Here is a 15909-nt window from a genome sequence, read left to right as displayed (position 1 = left end):
GATGAAGTCATGCATGGCGAGACCACGACACTGCCCGGTGCGACGCAACCTGCCGACTCGTCCTCGACGACCACGCGGGAGGTGTTTCGGGCACTTGCCGCCGAACATCGCGTCGTGCCCGTCGTTCGCAAGGTGCTGGCGGATTCGGAGACGCCGTTGTCGGCGTACCGCAAGCTCGGCGGCGACCGCCCTGGGACGTTCCTGTTCGAATCCGCGGAGAACGGCCGCTCCTGGTCACGCTGGTCGTTCATCGGTGCGGGCACACCGGCGGCGCTGACCGTGGAGAACGGAGACGCCGTCTGGCGCGGAAACGTGCCGGCGGGCGTGCCGTCGGGTGGAAATCCGCTCGACGTGCTGGGCCGCACGCTGGAGTTTCTGCGGTCCGAGCGCCTCCCCGGGCTGCCCCCGCTGACCGGCGGAATGGTCGGGTACATGGGGTACGACGCGGTCCGTCGCATCGAACGCCTGCCCGAGCATGCGGAGGACGACCTTCGGGTCCCCGAGATGCTGATGCTCCTCGCCACGGATCTGGCGGCGGTGGATCATCACGAGGGTGCGATCACCTTGATCGCGAACGCTGTCAACTGGGACGGCACGGACGAGCGCGTCGACGAGGCGTACGACGACGCGGTGGCACGCCTCGACCGGATGTGCGCGGACCTGGCCGCACCTGCACCGTCGACCGTCTCGACGATGTCGCGCCCGACCCCGAACTATCGGCGTCAGCGCACCTCCGAAGGCTTCGGCAAGGACGTCCGTCGTCTCGTCGAGGAGATCGAGGCGGGCGAGGCCTTCCAGGTCGTGCTGTCGCAGCGGTTCGAGATGGACACCGAGGCAGCGCCGATCGACGTTTATCGGATGCTCCGCGCATCGAACCCGAGTCCGTACATGTACTTGATGCACGTGCCGGGCGCAGACGGCGAGACGGCGTTCTCGATCGTCGGGTCGAGCCCGGAAGCGCTCGTCACCGTCGTCGACGGTGTCGCGACGACGCATCCCATCGCAGGCACCAGGTGGCGCGGTAAATCGGAGGAAGAGGACGTCCTGCTCGAGAAGGACCTGCTCGCCGACGAGAAGGAGAACGCCGAGCACCTCATGCTCGTGGATCTGGGACGCAACGACCTGGGCCGCGTCTGCACGCCCGGGACGGTGCGCGTCAACGACTATCGACACATCGAGCGTTACAGCCACGTCATGCACCTCGTGTCCACCGTGACCGGACATCTCGCCGACGGACGGCAGGCGCTCGACGCCGTCAAGGCGTGCTTCCCGGCCGGAACACTGTCCGGTGCGCCCAAGGTGCGCGCGATGGAACTGATCGACGAGCTGGAGCCGACCCGACGCGGGATCTACGGCGGCATCGTCGGCTATCTTGATTTCTCGGGCGATGCGGACACTGCGATCGCCATTCGCACGGCCCTGATGAAGGACGGCACCGCGTACGTGCAGGCGGGGGCAGGCGTCGTCGCCGATTCGGTGGCCGAATACGAGGACACCGAGGCCAAGAACAAGGCGATGGCCGTTCTGGGCGCGGTGGCCGCCGCCGAATCCCTCCGAGCCGTGAGAGGCGATCACCCGTGACGTCGGCGACGCAGCGACGAGGCACGGGAGCCCGCGCGACGGCCGTGTCGGTGGTTCTTCTGCTCGTCGGTGCTGCGTGCCTGTGGGGCAGCTCGCGAATGACGTGGGTGACGGTCACCTCGTCGGACGGTCTGGGCGAGGCCCGCACGACCGAACTCCTCGGTAGCACGTGGGCGGCCGCGTCGACGCCCCTGGCGCTTGCGCTCGTCGCGGCGGTGGCCGCGCAATTCGCCGTCAAGGGGTGGGCGTCGCGGGTTCTGGCGGTTCTCGTCGCTCTCGTCGCCGTCGCCGCCGCCGTTCCGGCCGTCGGCGCATTGTTCGGTGACGTGTCGGCGGACGAGGCGGCGAGCGTCGCCGAACTCCCGACCCGCGCCGAGGTGACGTCGACGCAGACCTCTCTTCTCCCGGCAGCACTAGCGCTGATCGGGGCCGTGTGCGCTCTGGTCGCCGCGATCGTTCTGCTACGAAAACCAACCTCTCGGAAGGTATTGTCGTCGAAGTACGACGCTCCTGCCGCGCGGCGCGACGAAGCCGCCGAGCGCGCGAGGACTGCGTCGGAACGCGCCGACGCGAACGGTGAGGGGGATGACTTGACCGAGCGGATGCTGTGGGACGCGCTCGATGCGGGGGAGGATCCGACCGATAGGACCCCGAGGAACGATCACTGAAACCGCCCTCTACGCTAGGGAAGACCTCGATGAGCTTCCTCACATCAGGTCACCGATGGGAAAGGACTCGGGCCACCATGACTGTTCTCGATTCGATTCTGGACGGTGTGCGTGCCGACGTCGCAGCGCGAGAATCCATTGTCGACTTCGCTTCCGTGAAGGCCGCTGCGCTGAAGGCGCCTGCGGCACTGGACGCGACCGCTGCATTGCACGAGGACGGCATCGGCGTCATCGCCGAGGTCAAGCGCGCGAGCCCGTCGAAGGGCGCCCTCGCCGAGATCGGTGATCCTGCGGTTCTTGCTCAGGCCTACGAGCAGGGTGGCGCGCGCGTCATCAGCGTTCTCACCGAGGAGCGTCGATTCCACGGTTCGCTCGCCGACCTGGACGCGGTGCGCAAGGCCGTCAGTATTCCGGTGCTGCGCAAGGACTTCATCGTCGGTCCGTATCAGATCCACGAGGCTCGGGCCCACGGCGCCGACGTCATCCTGTTGATCGTCGCCGCACTCGACCAGCATGCGCTCACCTCGCTCCTCGATCGCACCGAGTCGCTCGGCATGACCGCCCTCGTCGAGGTGCACACCGAAGCCGAAGCGGATCGTGCGCTCGAAGCGGGTGCACGCGTCATCGGCATCAACGCGCGTGACTTGAAGACATTGGAAATCGATCGTGACGCGTTCTCGCGCATCGCTCCCGGACTGCCGAGCGAAGTCATCCGCGTCGCCGAATCGGGCGTCAGGGGCACGGCGGATCTTCTCGCGTACGCGGGCGCGGGTGCCGACGCGGTGCTCGTCGGCGAGGGGCTCGTCACCAGCGGCGATCCTCGTACCGCGGTCTCCGATCTGGTCACCGCGGGAACCCACCCTTCCTGCCCCAAGCCTGCCCGCTGAAACGGTAGACCCGAACGCTGCCGCCGGTGACGGCTGGGGCAGACTGGACGGGTGAGCAGCAACCTTCAGAGCCCTCGTTTCAAGGGCGGTGACCTCCCGGAGACCAGCGCGGGTGTCACCGACCGTAGTCAGCACAATCCCGACGTCGGCGGGCATTTCGGTGTCTACGGTGGACGGTTCGTTCCCGAGGCGCTCATGGGTGTCATCGAGGAAGTCTCCGCCGAGTACGACAAGGTGCGCAGCGACAACGAATTCCTCGGCGAGCTCGATCGACTGCAGCGCGACTACACGGGCCGTCCGTCGCCGGTGTTCGAGGCGACGCGGCTGTCGGAGCATGCGGGTGGCGCGCGCATCCTGCTGAAGCGAGAAGACCTCAACCACACGGGTTCTCATAAGATCAACAACGTCCTCGGTCAGGTTCTGCTCGCCAAGCGGATGGGCAAGACACGCGTCATCGCCGAGACGGGTGCAGGCCAGCACGGTGTCGCGACGGCTACCGCATGCGCCCTGCTCGGACTCGACTGTGTCGTGTACATGGGCGAGGTCGACACCGAGCGTCAGGCACTGAACGTCGCCCGGATGCGGCTGCTCGGGTCCAGTGTCGTTGCGGTCAAGTCGGGTTCGCGCACACTGAAGGACGCGATCAACGAAGCGCTGCGCGACTGGGTCACCAACGCTCACGACACCTACTACTGCTTCGGCACGGTTGCCGGACCGCACCCGTTCCCGCTGATGGTCCGCGACTTCCAGCGCATCATCGGACTCGAAGCGCGCCAACAGGTTCAGGCGTCGACGGGACGGCTTCCCGACGCCATCGCCGCGTGCGTCGGCGGCGGCTCGAACGCGATCGGCATCTTCCACGCGTTCATCGACGATCCGTCGGTTCGTCTCGTGGGCTTCGAGGCCGCGGGTGACGGCGTCGAGACAGGTCGTCACGCAGCCACGATCAGCGGCGGTACCCCGGGAGCCCTGCACGGCGCGTACTCCTACCTGCTGCAGGACGAGGACGGCCAGACCATCGAGTCGCACTCGATCTCGGCAGGTCTGGACTACCCGGGCGTCGGCCCGGAGCACTCGCATCTCAACGATCTCGGACGCGCGGAGTACCGCGGGATCACCGACACCGAAGCGATGGATGCCTTCAAGCTGCTCAGCCGAACCGAGGGCATCATTCCGGCCATCGAGTCGGCGCACGCGGTCGCCGGTGCGCTGAAGCTCGGCAAGGAACTGGGCGAAGGCAAGATCGTGCTCGTGAACCTGTCCGGCCGCGGCGACAAGGACGTCGATACCGCAGCCGAATGGTTCGGGCTGGTCGACAGCGATGGCGAAGCACACGTGGACGCCGAGAAGGGTGCGCAGGAATGACCGAACGTTCAAGGCTCGCAGCCACATTCGAGAAGACTCGCGCCGAGAACCGCGCGGCGCTCGTCGGTTACCTGCCGGCCGGATTCCCGACGGTCGAAGGATCGATCGAGGTTCTCGAGACCATGGTGAAGTCCGGTTGCGACATCGTCGAGGTCGGCATCCCGTATTCCGACCCGGTCATGGACGGCCCGACCATCCAGGCGGCCGCCGACACGGCATTGCGCGCGGGTGTCAAGGTCAAGGATGTCTTCACGGTCGTCGAGAAGGTGTCGGCGGCGGGTGGTAGCGCGGTCGTCATGACGTACTGGAATCTGGTGCTGCGCTACGGAATCGATCGGTTCGCGCGGGATCTCGCGAACGCAGGCGGACTCGGCATCATCACTCCGGACCTGATTCCCGACGAAGCAGGGGAGTGGCTGGAGGCGTCGAAGGCACACGATCTCGATCGCATCTTCCTCGTCGCGCCGTCGTCCACGGAGGAGCGTCTCGCCAGCACGGTCGAACTGAGCAGTGGTTTCGTCTACGCCGCGTCGACGATGGGCGTGACCGGCGCACGCGACGCCGTGTCGTCGGCCGCTCCCGAACTGACGAAGCGCATCCGCGCTCACTCCGACATCCCGATCGGCGTCGGACTCGGTGTGCGTTCGGGCGCGCAGGCCGCCGAGATCGCCCGCTACGCCGACGCGGTCATCGTCGGTTCCGCTCTGGTCAGCGCGGTCGACAACGGACTGGATGCTGTCGCCTCGCTCACGAGCGAACTCGCCGAGGGCGTCCGTTCGGCTAACGTGTCGTCGTGACTTCCGCCCTTGCGTCGTCGACCTCTGTCCTTGCCTACATTCCCAGCCCGCCGCAGGGCGTCTGGTACGTGGGTCCGCTCGCATTGCGGGCCTACGCGCTGTTCATCATTCTCGGCATCGTCGTCGCGATCATCTGGGGTGACCGTCGCTGGGTCGCTCGCGGAGGAACCAAGGGAACGGTTCTCGACGTCGCGGTGTGGGCCGTCCCGTTCGGCCTGATCGGCGGGCGGCTCTACCACGTTGCCACGGACTGGACCACGTACTTCGGTGCGGGCGGTGACCCGATTCGAGCGCTGAAGGTCTGGGAGGGTGGCCTCGGAATCTGGGGCGCCGTGCTGCTCGGTGGCGTCGGCGCCTGGATCGCGTGCCGCAGACGCGGTATTCCGCTGCCCGCGTTCGGCGACGCCGTGGCACCCCCGATCCTGCTGGCACAGGCGATCGGCCGCATCGGCAACTACTTCAACCAGGAGCTGTACGGCCGCGAGACCACGGTGCCGTGGGGTCTGGAAATCTACGAACGCGCCGACGCGAACGGCCGCATCGATTCGCTGTCCGGTGTGTCGACGGGACTCGTCGAGAAAGTCGTCCACCCGACGTTCCTGTACGAGCTCCTGTGGAGCCTCGCGGTCGTCGTAGTTCTCGTCGTCGTGGACAAGCGGTTCTCCATCGGCCACGGACGCCTGTTCGCGCTCTACGTCGCCGGTTACTGTGCCGGTCGATTCTGGGTCGAGCTCATGCGAGACGACTACGCGACGCACATCGCAGGCATTCGCATCAACTCGTTCACCTCGGCCATCGTCTTCGTGCTCGCGGTGGCGTACGTCGTGCTGGCCAAGAAGGGGCGCGAGGAGCCGTCGACCCTGGTGTCCAAGGGCGCCGAGGAGGAGAACGCGGCGACCGACGAAACAGCCGACGACGCCGCGGACCGCACACCCGAGAACTGAACCGACTCACATGGCAGACTCTCCGCATCAGCTGCCGACCTGAACGAGGAGCGCACGGTGACCGAGCCCGAGAAGAACCGAGACGAGACGACGAGCGGATCCCGCAGCGACGCGGAACGTCCGTCCACTCCACCGGAGTTCGGTGCACCGTTCGACTACGACGCGACCGCGGAAGCATCGTTGTCGGAGCCGCCCGCCACGTCGGAGATCGGGCCGGTCACCGGTGCGACGGGGTCGGGCTCCGGCTCGGGTCCGGGATGGGACGTCCACTCCGGCGTCGGCAACGGTCCCGGATGGGGAGCAAGCCCGAGCTACCCGCCGCCGAGTGAGCCCGACGCGCCGGGTGTGAATCTCGACAAGCCCTCGGCGACACCGTCGTACGACCCGAGCGCGTACGGTACCGAGTACGGAACTCAGCCGTACGGTGCTCCCACGTACGGCGCGCCCAACTACGGTGACCCGAACCACGGGGGACCGGTGTACGGGCCGCCGGACCCCGGCTACCAGCAGTTCGCGCAGCCGACTCCCGACGCGGGATACGCGCCGCCGCCCCCTCCCGGGTACGGACCCCAGGGCTACGCGCCGCAGCCGTACGGCGGGTTCCAGGGTGGCTACGGCGTCGATCCGTCGGCACCGTTCGGGCGTCACCCGATGACGGGTGAGCCGCTGTCGGACAAGTCCAAGGTGACGGCCGGGCTTCTCGAAATCCTGCTCGGTGCCTTCGGTGCCGGTCGGTTCTATCTCAATCAGCCGGGGATCGCGATCGCGCAGATCGCCGTCACCTGGTTGACCTGTGGCATCGGTGGCATCTGGCCGTTGATCGACGGCATCATGATGCTCACCGGCAGTGTCCGCGACCAGCACGGTAGGCCCCTGCGCGATTAGCGTCGGTCGAGACCGGTAGCCCTGGAATTGTCGAGCTGTCAAGGGCTACTGGTAGGCTCGTTTCGTTCGGCCCCGGCCGGACCCCTTCGCGGGCCAGAGTTGTCCCGGTAGACCCCGAATTTCAGCACGAGCGAGCTCTCGCGTGACCCGTATCGTTGTCACCAGAGCTCATTCGCTGGCGGAGTCGCCGAGGAAAGAACGCCGCCGATGCGGCGCACAGCATTTTCACGGTGTCTCCCTGGCACAGGTGGAGGAGACGAGAATGCTGTTCTCACAGTTGCCGGCAGAGCAAGGTCTGTACGACCCTGCCCAGGAGAAGGACTCGTGCGGCGTCGCCATGATCGCCGACGTGGCCGGACGTCGGTCGCACAGCATCGTCGCCGATGGAGTTCTGGCACTCGAGAACCTCGAACATCGAGGCGCGGCCGGTGCGGAACCCAATAGCGGTGACGGCGCGGGCATCCTGTTGCAGCTTCCCGTCGAACTCCTCGAGTCTCTGGTCGACTTCCCGCTGCCCGAAGCGCTGGCGGACGGCACCAACACGTACGCTGCCGGAATCTGCTTCCTGCCGCAGGGCATTCGCGAACGCGCCGACGCCGTGGCGCGCGTCGAAGCGATCGCCCACGAAGAGGGTCTCGACGTACTCGGGTGGCGCGAAGTTCAGGTCGATCCCGACGGCGCGGACATCGGTCTGACAGCGCTCGGCTGCATGCCGCACATGTCCTATCTGTTCGTGGCAGCGCCTGAGGTCGACGGCGTTCGCCTCGGCGGCCTCGAGCTCGACCGTCAGGTCTACGCGGTGCGCAAGCGCGCGGAGCGCGTCACGCCGGAGATCGCCGCGGCCGGTACAGGGCTGTTCTTCCCGTCGCTGTCCAGCCGGACCATCGTCTACAAGGGCATGCTCACCACGATGCAGCTGCCCATGTTCTTCCCCGACCTCCGAAACCCGTTGTGCAAGAGTGCGATTGCGATCGTACACAGCCGATTCTCGACCAACACGTTCCCGTCGTGGCCGCTTGCTCACCCGCACCGCTACGTCGCGCACAACGGTGAGATCAACACCGTCATGGGCAACCGCAATCGCATGCGGGCGCGTGAGGCGATGCTGAGCAGCACCATCATCCCGGGCGACCTCGAACGTCTGTATCCCATCTGCAACCCCGATGGTTCGGACTCCGTGTCCCTCGACGAGGTGCTCGAACTCCTGCATCTCGGTGGCCGCAGTGTGCCGCACGTCGTCATGATGATGCTGCCCGAGCCGTGGGAGAACCACCGCGACATGGATCCCGACGTGCGCGCGTTCTACCAGTTCCACGCGTCGATCATGGAGCCGTGGGACGGCCCAGCCTGCGTCACGTTCACCGACGGTTCCTATGTCGGTGCCGTGCTCGATCGCAACGGTTTGCGCCCCGGACGATGGTGGCAGACGGTCGACGGACGCATCATCCTTGCCAGTGAGGCGGGCGTCCTCGAGGTTCCGCAGTCCGAGGTCGTCGCGAAGGGCCGCCTCGAACCGGGCAAGATGTTCCTCGTCGACACCGCGGCGGGCCGCATCGTGCCCGACGCCGAGATCAAGCAGCAGCTCGCGGGCGAGCAGCCGTATCAGGAATGGCTGCACGCGGGGCTGCTCGAGATCAAGAGTCTGCCGGAGCGCGCCCACATCCAGTACAACCACGAGTCGGTCGTGCGCCGTCAGATCGCGTTCGGCTACACCGAGGAAGACCTGCGGGTCGTTCTGTCGCCGATGGCCGCGTCGGGCGGAGAACCGTTGGGCTCCATGGGCACCGACACTCCCGCCGCCGTCATGTCGCAGCGGTCCCGGTTGCTGTACGACTACTTCGTCGAACTGTTCGCGCAGGTCACCAACCCCCCGCTCGACTCGATCCGTGAAGAGATCGTCACGTCGCTGTCCCGCGTCATGGGCCCGGAGCAGAACTTGCTGGAGCCGACGGCCGCGTCGTGCCGCCAGATCGTGTTGCCGTGGCCGGTTCTCGACAACGACGAGCTCAACAAGATCATCCACATCAACCACGACGGGGATCACCCCGGCCTCGCTGCCACCGTGCTGCGCGGGCTGTACGAGGTGGAACGCGGGGGAGAAGGACTGGCCGAAGCCATCGAGAGTCTGCGACGCCGCGCGAGCAAGGCCATCGCAGCCGGGTTCCGCACGCTGATCATCTCCGACCGCGATTCGGACCACACGCATGCGCCGATTCCGTCCCTGCTCGCGACCGCGGCGGTTCACCATCACCTCGTCCGCACGAAGGAGCGCACCAAGGTCGCACTCGTCGTCGAGTCCGGCGACGCCCGCGAGGTACACCATCTCGCGCTGCTCATCGGCTACGGCGCCGCGGCGGTCAACCCGTACCTCGCCATGGAGTCCATCGAGGACCTCGTCGGCGAAGGCGAGCTGACGGGCGTCGAATCGTCCGTGGCGGTGCGCAACTACCTGTACGGACTCGGCAAGGGCGTGCTGAAGGTGATGTCCAAGATGGGCATCTCGACCGTCGGATCCTATACGGGCGCACAGGTTTTCGAGGCCATCGGCCTCGACAAGGACGTCGTGCGCGAGTACTTCAAGGGCACCGTCAGCAAGCTCGGTGGTGTGGGCCTCGACGTGCTGGCCGAAGAGGTCAAGCTGCGGCACCGCCGCGCGTATCCGGAGAATCCGACCGACCGCGTACACCGTCGTCTCGAGATCGGCGGCGAGTACCAGTTCCGTCGCGAGGGCGAACTGCACCTGTTCACGCCCGAGACGGTGTTCCTGCTGCAGCACGCGACGCGTACCGGACGCTTCGACGTCTTCCAGAAGTACAGCGACGAGGTCGATCGACTGGCACGTGAGGGCGGCGCGCTGCGCGGGCTGTTCGAATTGAAGGAAGGCATTCGCCCGCCTGTTCCGCTGGAGGAGGTCGAGCCGGTGGAGTCCATCGTGACCCGGTTCAACACGGGTGCGATGAGCTACGGATCCATCTCGGCCGAGGCGCACGAGGCGATGGCAGTCGCGATGAACAATCTCGGCGGACGCTCCAACTCGGGAGAGGGCGGCGAGGACACCGACCGGTTGTACGATCCGACGCGTCGCAGCGCCGTCAAGCAGGTCGCCAGCGGACGTTTCGGTGTCACGAGCGATTACCTCGTGAACGCGTCGGACATCCAGATCAAGATGGCGCAGGGTGCGAAACCCGGTGAGGGAGGCCAGCTTCCGGGCTACAAAGTCTACCCGTGGGTGGCCAAGACGCGGCACTCGACGCCGGGCGTCGGGCTGATCTCGCCGCCGCCGCACCACGACATCTACTCGATCGAGGACCTCGCTCAGCTGATCCACGATCTGAAGAACGCGAACGAGAATGCACGCGTTCACGTCAAGCTCGTCAGCTCGGTCGGGGTCGGCACGGTCGCGACGGGTGTGAGCAAGGCGCATGCCGACGTCGTCCTGATCTCGGGTTACGACGGCGGTACCGGCGCTGCGCCGCTGACCTCGCTCAAGCACGCTGGTGCGCCGTGGGAGATCGGTCTCGCCGACGCGCAGCAGACGTTGGTGCTCAACGGACTTCGTGACCGCATCACCGTGCAGTGCGACGGCGGTCTGCGGACGGGTCGCGACGTCATCGTGGCGGCGCTTCTCGGTGCCGAGGAGTTCGGTTTCTCGACTGCGCCGTTGATCGTGTCCGGGTGCATCATGATGCGCGTGTGCCACCTCGACACCTGCCCGGTCGGCGTCGCGACGCAGAACCCGGACCTGCGCAAGCGTTTCAACGGCAAGCCCGAGTTTCTCGAGGACTTCTTCCGTTTCGTTGCGGAAGACGTCAGGCAGTACCTGGCGAAGTTGGGCTTCCGCAGCATCGACGAGGCCGTCGGACACGCGGATGCGCTCGAGACGTCTGCAGGCATCGCGCACTGGAAGAGCCAGGGACTCGACCTGTCACCGATCTTCGCGATGCCGACCGACCAGCACGGAGCTCCGCTGACGCAGCGTCGACGGTTGCGCGGCCAGGATCACGGTCTGGACTTCGCCCTCGACCGCACGCTCGTTCAGCTCGCCGAGGGTGCGCTCGAGGATGCTCACCCGGTCACGCTCGAACTGCCGGTACGCAACGTGAACCGCACGGTCGGAACACTTCTCGGCTCCGAGGTCACCCGCCGGTTCGGCGGACGCGGTCTGCCGGACGACACCATTCGAGTGCAGCTGACCGGTTCGGCCGGGCAGTCGCTCGGCGCCTTCCTGCCCGCAGGTGTCACGATCGATCTGATCGGCGACGCGAACGACTACGTCGGCAAGGGACTGTCCGGCGGCCGCGTCGTCGTGCGTCCCGCCGAAGACGTCTCCTTCGTCCCGGAGGACAACGTCATCGCAGGCAACACACTTCTCTACGGCGCGACGTCGGGTGAGGTGTTCCTGCGCGGCCGCGTCGGCGAACGGTTCGCGGTGCGCAACTCGGGTGCGACGGCCGTCAACGAGGGCGTCGGAGACCACGCGTTCGAGTACATGACCGGAGGACGCGTCGTCGTCCTCGGCCCGACCGGGCGAAACATGGCCGCCGGAATGTCGGGCGGTATCGCCTTCGTCCTCGGCCTGGATGCGAGCGACGTCAACATGGACATGGTGACGTTGCAAACTCCCGATCCCGACGACTTCGCGTGGCTGCGCGAGACGGTGGAGAACCACCTGAAGTGGACCGGATCCACCGTCGCGGCCTCGCTCCTCGCGGACTGGCCTCGGCGGTCCGCACTGTTCACGAAGATCATGCCCGTCGACTACCAGCGTGTGCTGGAGGCGACGAGGATGGCGCGCGCCGAGGGGCGCGACGTCGACTCAGCAATCATGGAGGCAGCACGTGGCTGATCCCAGAGGATTCCTCAACGTCGTCAAGCAGGAAGCCGCCAAGCGGCCGATCACCGAACGCGTCAAGGACTGGAACGAGGTCTACTCGCACCAGCCCGCGTCCGAGCGCGCCGCAGAGGTGTCGGACCAGGCTCGTCGCTGCATGGATTGCGGTATTCCGTTCTGTCACTCGGGAACTGCGGGCTGTCCGCTGGGCAACCTGATTCCGGAGTGGAACGATCTCGTGCGACGGGACCGGTGGGACGCTGCGAGCGACCGACTGCACGCGACGAACAACTTCCCCGAGTTCACCGGACGCGTCTGCCCCGCGCCCTGCGAGGCGGCGTGCGTGCTGTCGATCGCCGAGAGCGACACCGGCGGTAGCGTGACGATCAAGCGTGTCGAGCAGACCATCGCCGATCTCGCGTGGGACGCAGGCTCGGTCGTGCCCCAGCCTCCGACGATCAACACGGGAAAGCGTGTCGCCGTCGTCGGTTCCGGTCCGGCGGGACTTGCTGCAGCGCAGCAACTCACGCGCGCCGGCCACGACGTGACCGTCTACGAACGCGACGACCGTCTCGGCGGTCTGCTGCGCTACGGCATCCCCGAATTCAAGCTGGAGAAATCCGTGCTGGACCAGCGACTGATGCAGATGCGTGCCGAGGGAACGCATTTCGTCACGGACTGCGAAGTCGGTGTCGACTTCACCGTCGAGCAGTTGCGGGAGAAGTTCGACGCGGTCGTGCTGGCGGTCGGAGCGCTGCGCGCTCGGGACAACACCGAGGTCGAGGGACGCTCTCTGGCCGGAATCCACTTGGCCATGGAGCATCTCGTGCCGGCCAACAAGGAATGCGAGGGCGACGGCCCTACATCGATCTCCGCGAAGGACAAGCACGTCGTCATCATCGGCGGCGGTGACACCGGGGCCGACTGTCTCGGTACCGCGCACCGGCAGGGTGCTGCGTCGGTGACCCAGTTGGATTACAACCAGGCGCTTCCCGAGATCCGCGACGAGCGCTCGCCGTGGCCGTCGTGGCCGCTGGTTCTCCGGACGTCGCCGGCTCACGCCGAGGGTGGCGTCGTACGGCACCAGGTTGCCGTGCAGCGTTTCCTGGGCGACGAGAACGGTCACGTACGCGCCATGGTGCTCGCCGAGGTCGAAGTCCAGCGCGATGCGGACGGCCGACGCGTCATCACCCCGATCGGCGAGGAGGTCGAGTTGCCGTGCGACCTCGCGCTGTTCGCCATCGGGTTCGAGGGCGTCGAGCACGGGCCGCTGCTCGACGACTACGGACTGACCCTGACCCGTCGCGGCGCGCTGTCGTGTGGCCCGGACTGGCAGACGACGGCGCCCGGTGTCTTCGTGTGCGGCGACGCGCACCGAGGAGCGTCGTTGGTCGTATGGGCCATCGCGGAAGGCCGGTCGGCGGCACATGGCGTCGACGCATACCTGACGGGCCGGTCGGATCTGCCGTCTCCGGTGCACCCGACTGCTTTGCCGCTGGCCGTGGTCTGAATTGATCCAGGTGTTCTGAACAGGTCCGACGCGATGTTACCGACGGGTAGAATCGCGTCGGACCCCTCTGCCATGGAGAAGGCAGGAGCCACAGTCTAGGCTCGTGTTCGTGAGCCGACGTACGAAGATCGTTTGCACCCTTGGACCCGCCACCGCTACCAGTGATCGAATCCGTGAACTCGTCGAGAGTGGAATGGATGTCGCCCGACTGAATTTCAGCCACGGCGATCACCCGGATCATCAGGCAAACTACGAAAGAGTCCGTGCCGCATCGAATGCCACGGGCAAAGCCGTCGGCATCCTCGCCGATCTGCAGGGACCGAAGATCCGCCTCGGCCGCTTCGCCGAAGGCAAGACCACCTGGGCCAACGGCGAATTGGTGCGCATCACCGTCGAGGAGTGCGAAGGCACCCACGACCGCGTGTCGACGACCTACAAGGAACTCGCTCAGGACGCCAAGGAAGGCGACCGGCTGCTGGTCGACGACGGCAAGGTCGGACTCGTCGTCACCGGCGTCGAGGGCAACGACGTGCTGTGCCGCGTCACCGAGGGTGGACCCGTCAGCAACAACAAGGGTGTCTCGCTGCCCGGTATGAACGTGTCGGTACCGGCCCTGTCCGAGAAGGACATCGCCGATCTGGAGTTCGCACTGCAGCTCGGAGTCGACTTCATCGCACTGTCCTTCGTTCGGTCGCCCGCCGACGTCGAACTGGTGCACGCGGTGATGGACCGCGTCGGCCGACGAGTTCCGGTCATCGCGAAGCTGGAGAAGCCGGAGGCCATCGACAACCTCGAAGCCATCGTGCTCGCGTTCGACGCAATCATGGTCGCGCGTGGCGATCTCGGCGTCGAGCTGCCGCTCGAGCAGGTTCCGCTGGTGCAGAAGCGCGCCATCCAGATCGCGCGTGCCAACGCCAAGCCCGTCATCGTCGCGACGCAGATGCTCGAGTCGATGATCGAGAATTCGCGCCCCACCCGCGCGGAGGCGTCGGACGTCGCGAACGCCGTGCTCGACGGCACCGACGCCGTGATGCTGTCCGGTGAGACCTCCGTCGGCAAGTACGTCATGGAGACCGTCCGCACGATGGCTCGGATCGTCGAGACCGTCGAGAGCGAGGGCGAGCCGGTTCCGCCGCTGACCCATGTGCCGCGTACCAAGCGTGGTGTCATCTCCTACGCTGCACGCGACATCGGCGAGCGTCTCGACGCGAAGGCTCTGGTCGCCTTCACGCAGTCCGGTGACACCGTGCGTCGTCTCGCGCGTCTGCACACGTCCCTTCCGCTGCTCGCGTTCACCTCGATCCCCGAGGTCCGGTCGCAGCTCGCACTGAGCTGGGGCACCGAGACCTTCCTGGTCCCCGAGGTCGCGACGACGGACGCGATGGTGATCGAGGTCGACAAGGCGCTGCTGGAGCTGGGTCGATACAGCAAGGGCGATCAGGTCGTGATCGTAGCCGGAGCTCCTCCCGGCACAGTAGGCTCGACCAACTTGATCCACGTGCACCGAATTGGAGAAGAGGACCGGTAAGTGACCGATGCGGGGGGAACCGGCGCTGCAGCCTCAGCGTCGACCGAGGGCAAGACGGATCTACAGACGCTCCTCGAGTTGCTCGAGCTCGAGGAGACCGGCGAGGACACGTTCCGGGGGGTTCATCCTCGCCAGGTGGGCAGCCGGACCTTCGGCGGACAGATGGTGTCTCAGGCACTGATCGCCGCCGGGCGCACGGTGTCCGGCACGTCACGTGACGTGCACGCCATCAATGCGCACTTCATTCGAGGCGGTGACGTCAAGAAGCCGATCGAGTATCGCGTCGAGCGTCACCGCGACGGGCGCGCCTTCGCGAACCGTCAAGTCACCGCGCTGCAGGACGGCGACGAGATCTTCGTGATGCTCGCGGCGTTCCAGGATTTCGGCAAGGGGCTCGAGCACAGCGTCGAGTTGCCCGAGGTGCCGTACCCGGATACGTTGCCGCCGTTGGGCGATCACTTCGTCGGGTACGAGGATCGACTGCAGATGTTCGTCGACGCGCTCAAGCCCATCGACATGCGCTACGCCAACGACCCCGCCTGGATTCTGCAGACCACGGGGGAGAAGCTCACGCACAATCGCGTCTGGATGAAGGCGGACGGGGAGCTGCCCGACGATCCGATCTTCCACGCGGCGACCATGGGGTACGCGTCGGACACCACGGTGCTCGATTCGATCCTCACCACCCACGGATTGTCGTGGGGACTCGACCGTATCGTCGCGGCGACGGTCAACCATTCCATCTGGTTCCACCGTCCGTTTCGTTTCGACGAATGGGCCCTCTACGCCACGGAATCACCTGTGGCCGCGGGGTCGCGCGGTCTCGCGACCGGCCGCTTCTTTTCGACGGACGGAGTACTGCTCGCAACCGTCGTGCAGGAAGGCCTGATTCGGCACTTCCCGAGAAAGTAGC

Annotated in this window: 11 protein-coding genes; all 11 read left to right on the top strand. The window is 66.5% G+C overall.

Annotated features, from left to right (window positions below; translation table 11 throughout):
* The first annotated feature begins 9 nt into the window (after positions 1 to 9).
* Positions 10 to 1581 (top strand): anthranilate synthase component I, encoded by a 1572-nt coding sequence (locus HQ354_RS00325; protein WP_068420786.1) that lies wholly within the window; start codon positions 10 to 12, stop codon positions 1579 to 1581.
* Positions 1578 to 2249, top strand: coding sequence for a TIGR02234 family membrane protein (locus HQ354_RS00320; protein WP_222633972.1), 672 nt, complete (start codon positions 1578 to 1580; stop codon positions 2247 to 2249). The genes HQ354_RS00325 and HQ354_RS00320 overlap by 4 nt, the downstream gene beginning before the upstream one ends.
* A 77-nt stretch (positions 2250 to 2326) precedes the next feature.
* On the top strand, positions 2327 to 3136 hold the full coding sequence (gene trpC, locus HQ354_RS00315) for an indole-3-glycerol phosphate synthase TrpC (RefSeq protein WP_068420791.1): 810 nt from the start codon (positions 2327 to 2329) through the stop codon (positions 3134 to 3136).
* Positions 3137 to 3187: 51 nt separating this feature from the next.
* Positions 3188 to 4501, top strand: coding sequence for a tryptophan synthase subunit beta (trpB, locus tag HQ354_RS00310; protein WP_167675044.1), 1314 nt, complete (start codon positions 3188 to 3190; stop codon positions 4499 to 4501).
* On the top strand, positions 4498 to 5298 hold the full coding sequence (gene trpA / locus HQ354_RS00305; RefSeq protein WP_222633971.1) for a tryptophan synthase subunit alpha: 801 nt from the start codon (positions 4498 to 4500) through the stop codon (positions 5296 to 5298). Before trpB ends, trpA begins: the two co-directional genes overlap by 4 nt.
* A complete protein-coding gene (lgt, locus tag HQ354_RS00300; RefSeq protein WP_222633970.1) occupies positions 5295 to 6242 on the top strand; it encodes a prolipoprotein diacylglyceryl transferase in 948 nt (315 codons plus the stop codon). The genes trpA and lgt overlap by 4 nt, the downstream gene beginning before the upstream one ends.
* A 57-nt stretch (positions 6243 to 6299) precedes the next feature.
* Positions 6300 to 7127 (top strand): TM2 domain-containing protein, encoded by an 828-nt coding sequence (locus HQ354_RS00295; RefSeq protein WP_222633969.1) that lies wholly within the window; start codon positions 6300 to 6302, stop codon positions 7125 to 7127.
* Between the two features lie 262 nt (positions 7128 to 7389).
* The gene (gltB, locus tag HQ354_RS00290) at positions 7390 to 11973 is read left to right on the top strand and encodes a glutamate synthase large subunit (protein ID WP_222633968.1); all 4584 of its coding nucleotides are present in this window, start codon (positions 7390 to 7392) and stop codon (positions 11971 to 11973) included.
* Positions 11966 to 13468 carry a glutamate synthase subunit beta gene (locus HQ354_RS00285; protein ID WP_068420802.1) on the top strand — a complete coding sequence of 501 codons (1503 nt, stop codon included), beginning with the start codon at positions 11966 to 11968 and terminating at the stop codon, positions 13466 to 13468. Before gltB ends, HQ354_RS00285 begins: the two co-directional genes overlap by 8 nt.
* Before the next feature lie 109 nt (positions 13469 to 13577).
* Positions 13578 to 14996, top strand: coding sequence for a pyruvate kinase (gene pyk / locus HQ354_RS00280; RefSeq protein ID WP_167675050.1), 1419 nt, complete (start codon positions 13578 to 13580; stop codon positions 14994 to 14996).
* On the top strand, positions 14997 to 15908 hold the full coding sequence (locus tag HQ354_RS00275; protein WP_167675052.1) for an acyl-CoA thioesterase II: 912 nt from the start codon (positions 14997 to 14999) through the stop codon (positions 15906 to 15908).
* The last annotated feature ends 1 nt before the right edge of the window (position 15909 follow it).

This window comes from Rhodococcus sp. BP-261, from assembly GCF_019835205.1.
In the GTDB taxonomy this organism is placed as follows: Bacteria; Actinomycetota; Actinomycetes; order Mycobacteriales; family Mycobacteriaceae; genus Rhodococcoides; species Rhodococcoides kyotonensis_B.
Note: the sequence above shows the minus strand (reverse complement) of the source record. Positions and strands in the feature narration are given on the sequence as shown.

What these genes read in the sequence shown, in the direction of transcription:
- HQ354_RS00325 (WP_068420786.1), top strand. Translation starts at nt 10, where the DNA reads ATGCATGGCGAGACCACGACACTGCCCGGTGCGACGCAACCTGCCGAC.
- trpC (WP_068420791.1), top strand. Translation starts at nt 2,327, where the DNA reads ATGACTGTTCTCGATTCGATTCTGGACGGTGTGCGTGCCGACGTCGCA.
- trpA (WP_222633971.1), top strand. Translation starts at nt 4,498, where the DNA reads ATGACCGAACGTTCAAGGCTCGCAGCCACATTCGAGAAGACTCGCGCC.
- gltB (WP_222633968.1), top strand. Translation starts at nt 7,390, where the DNA reads ATGCTGTTCTCACAGTTGCCGGCAGAGCAAGGTCTGTACGACCCTGCC.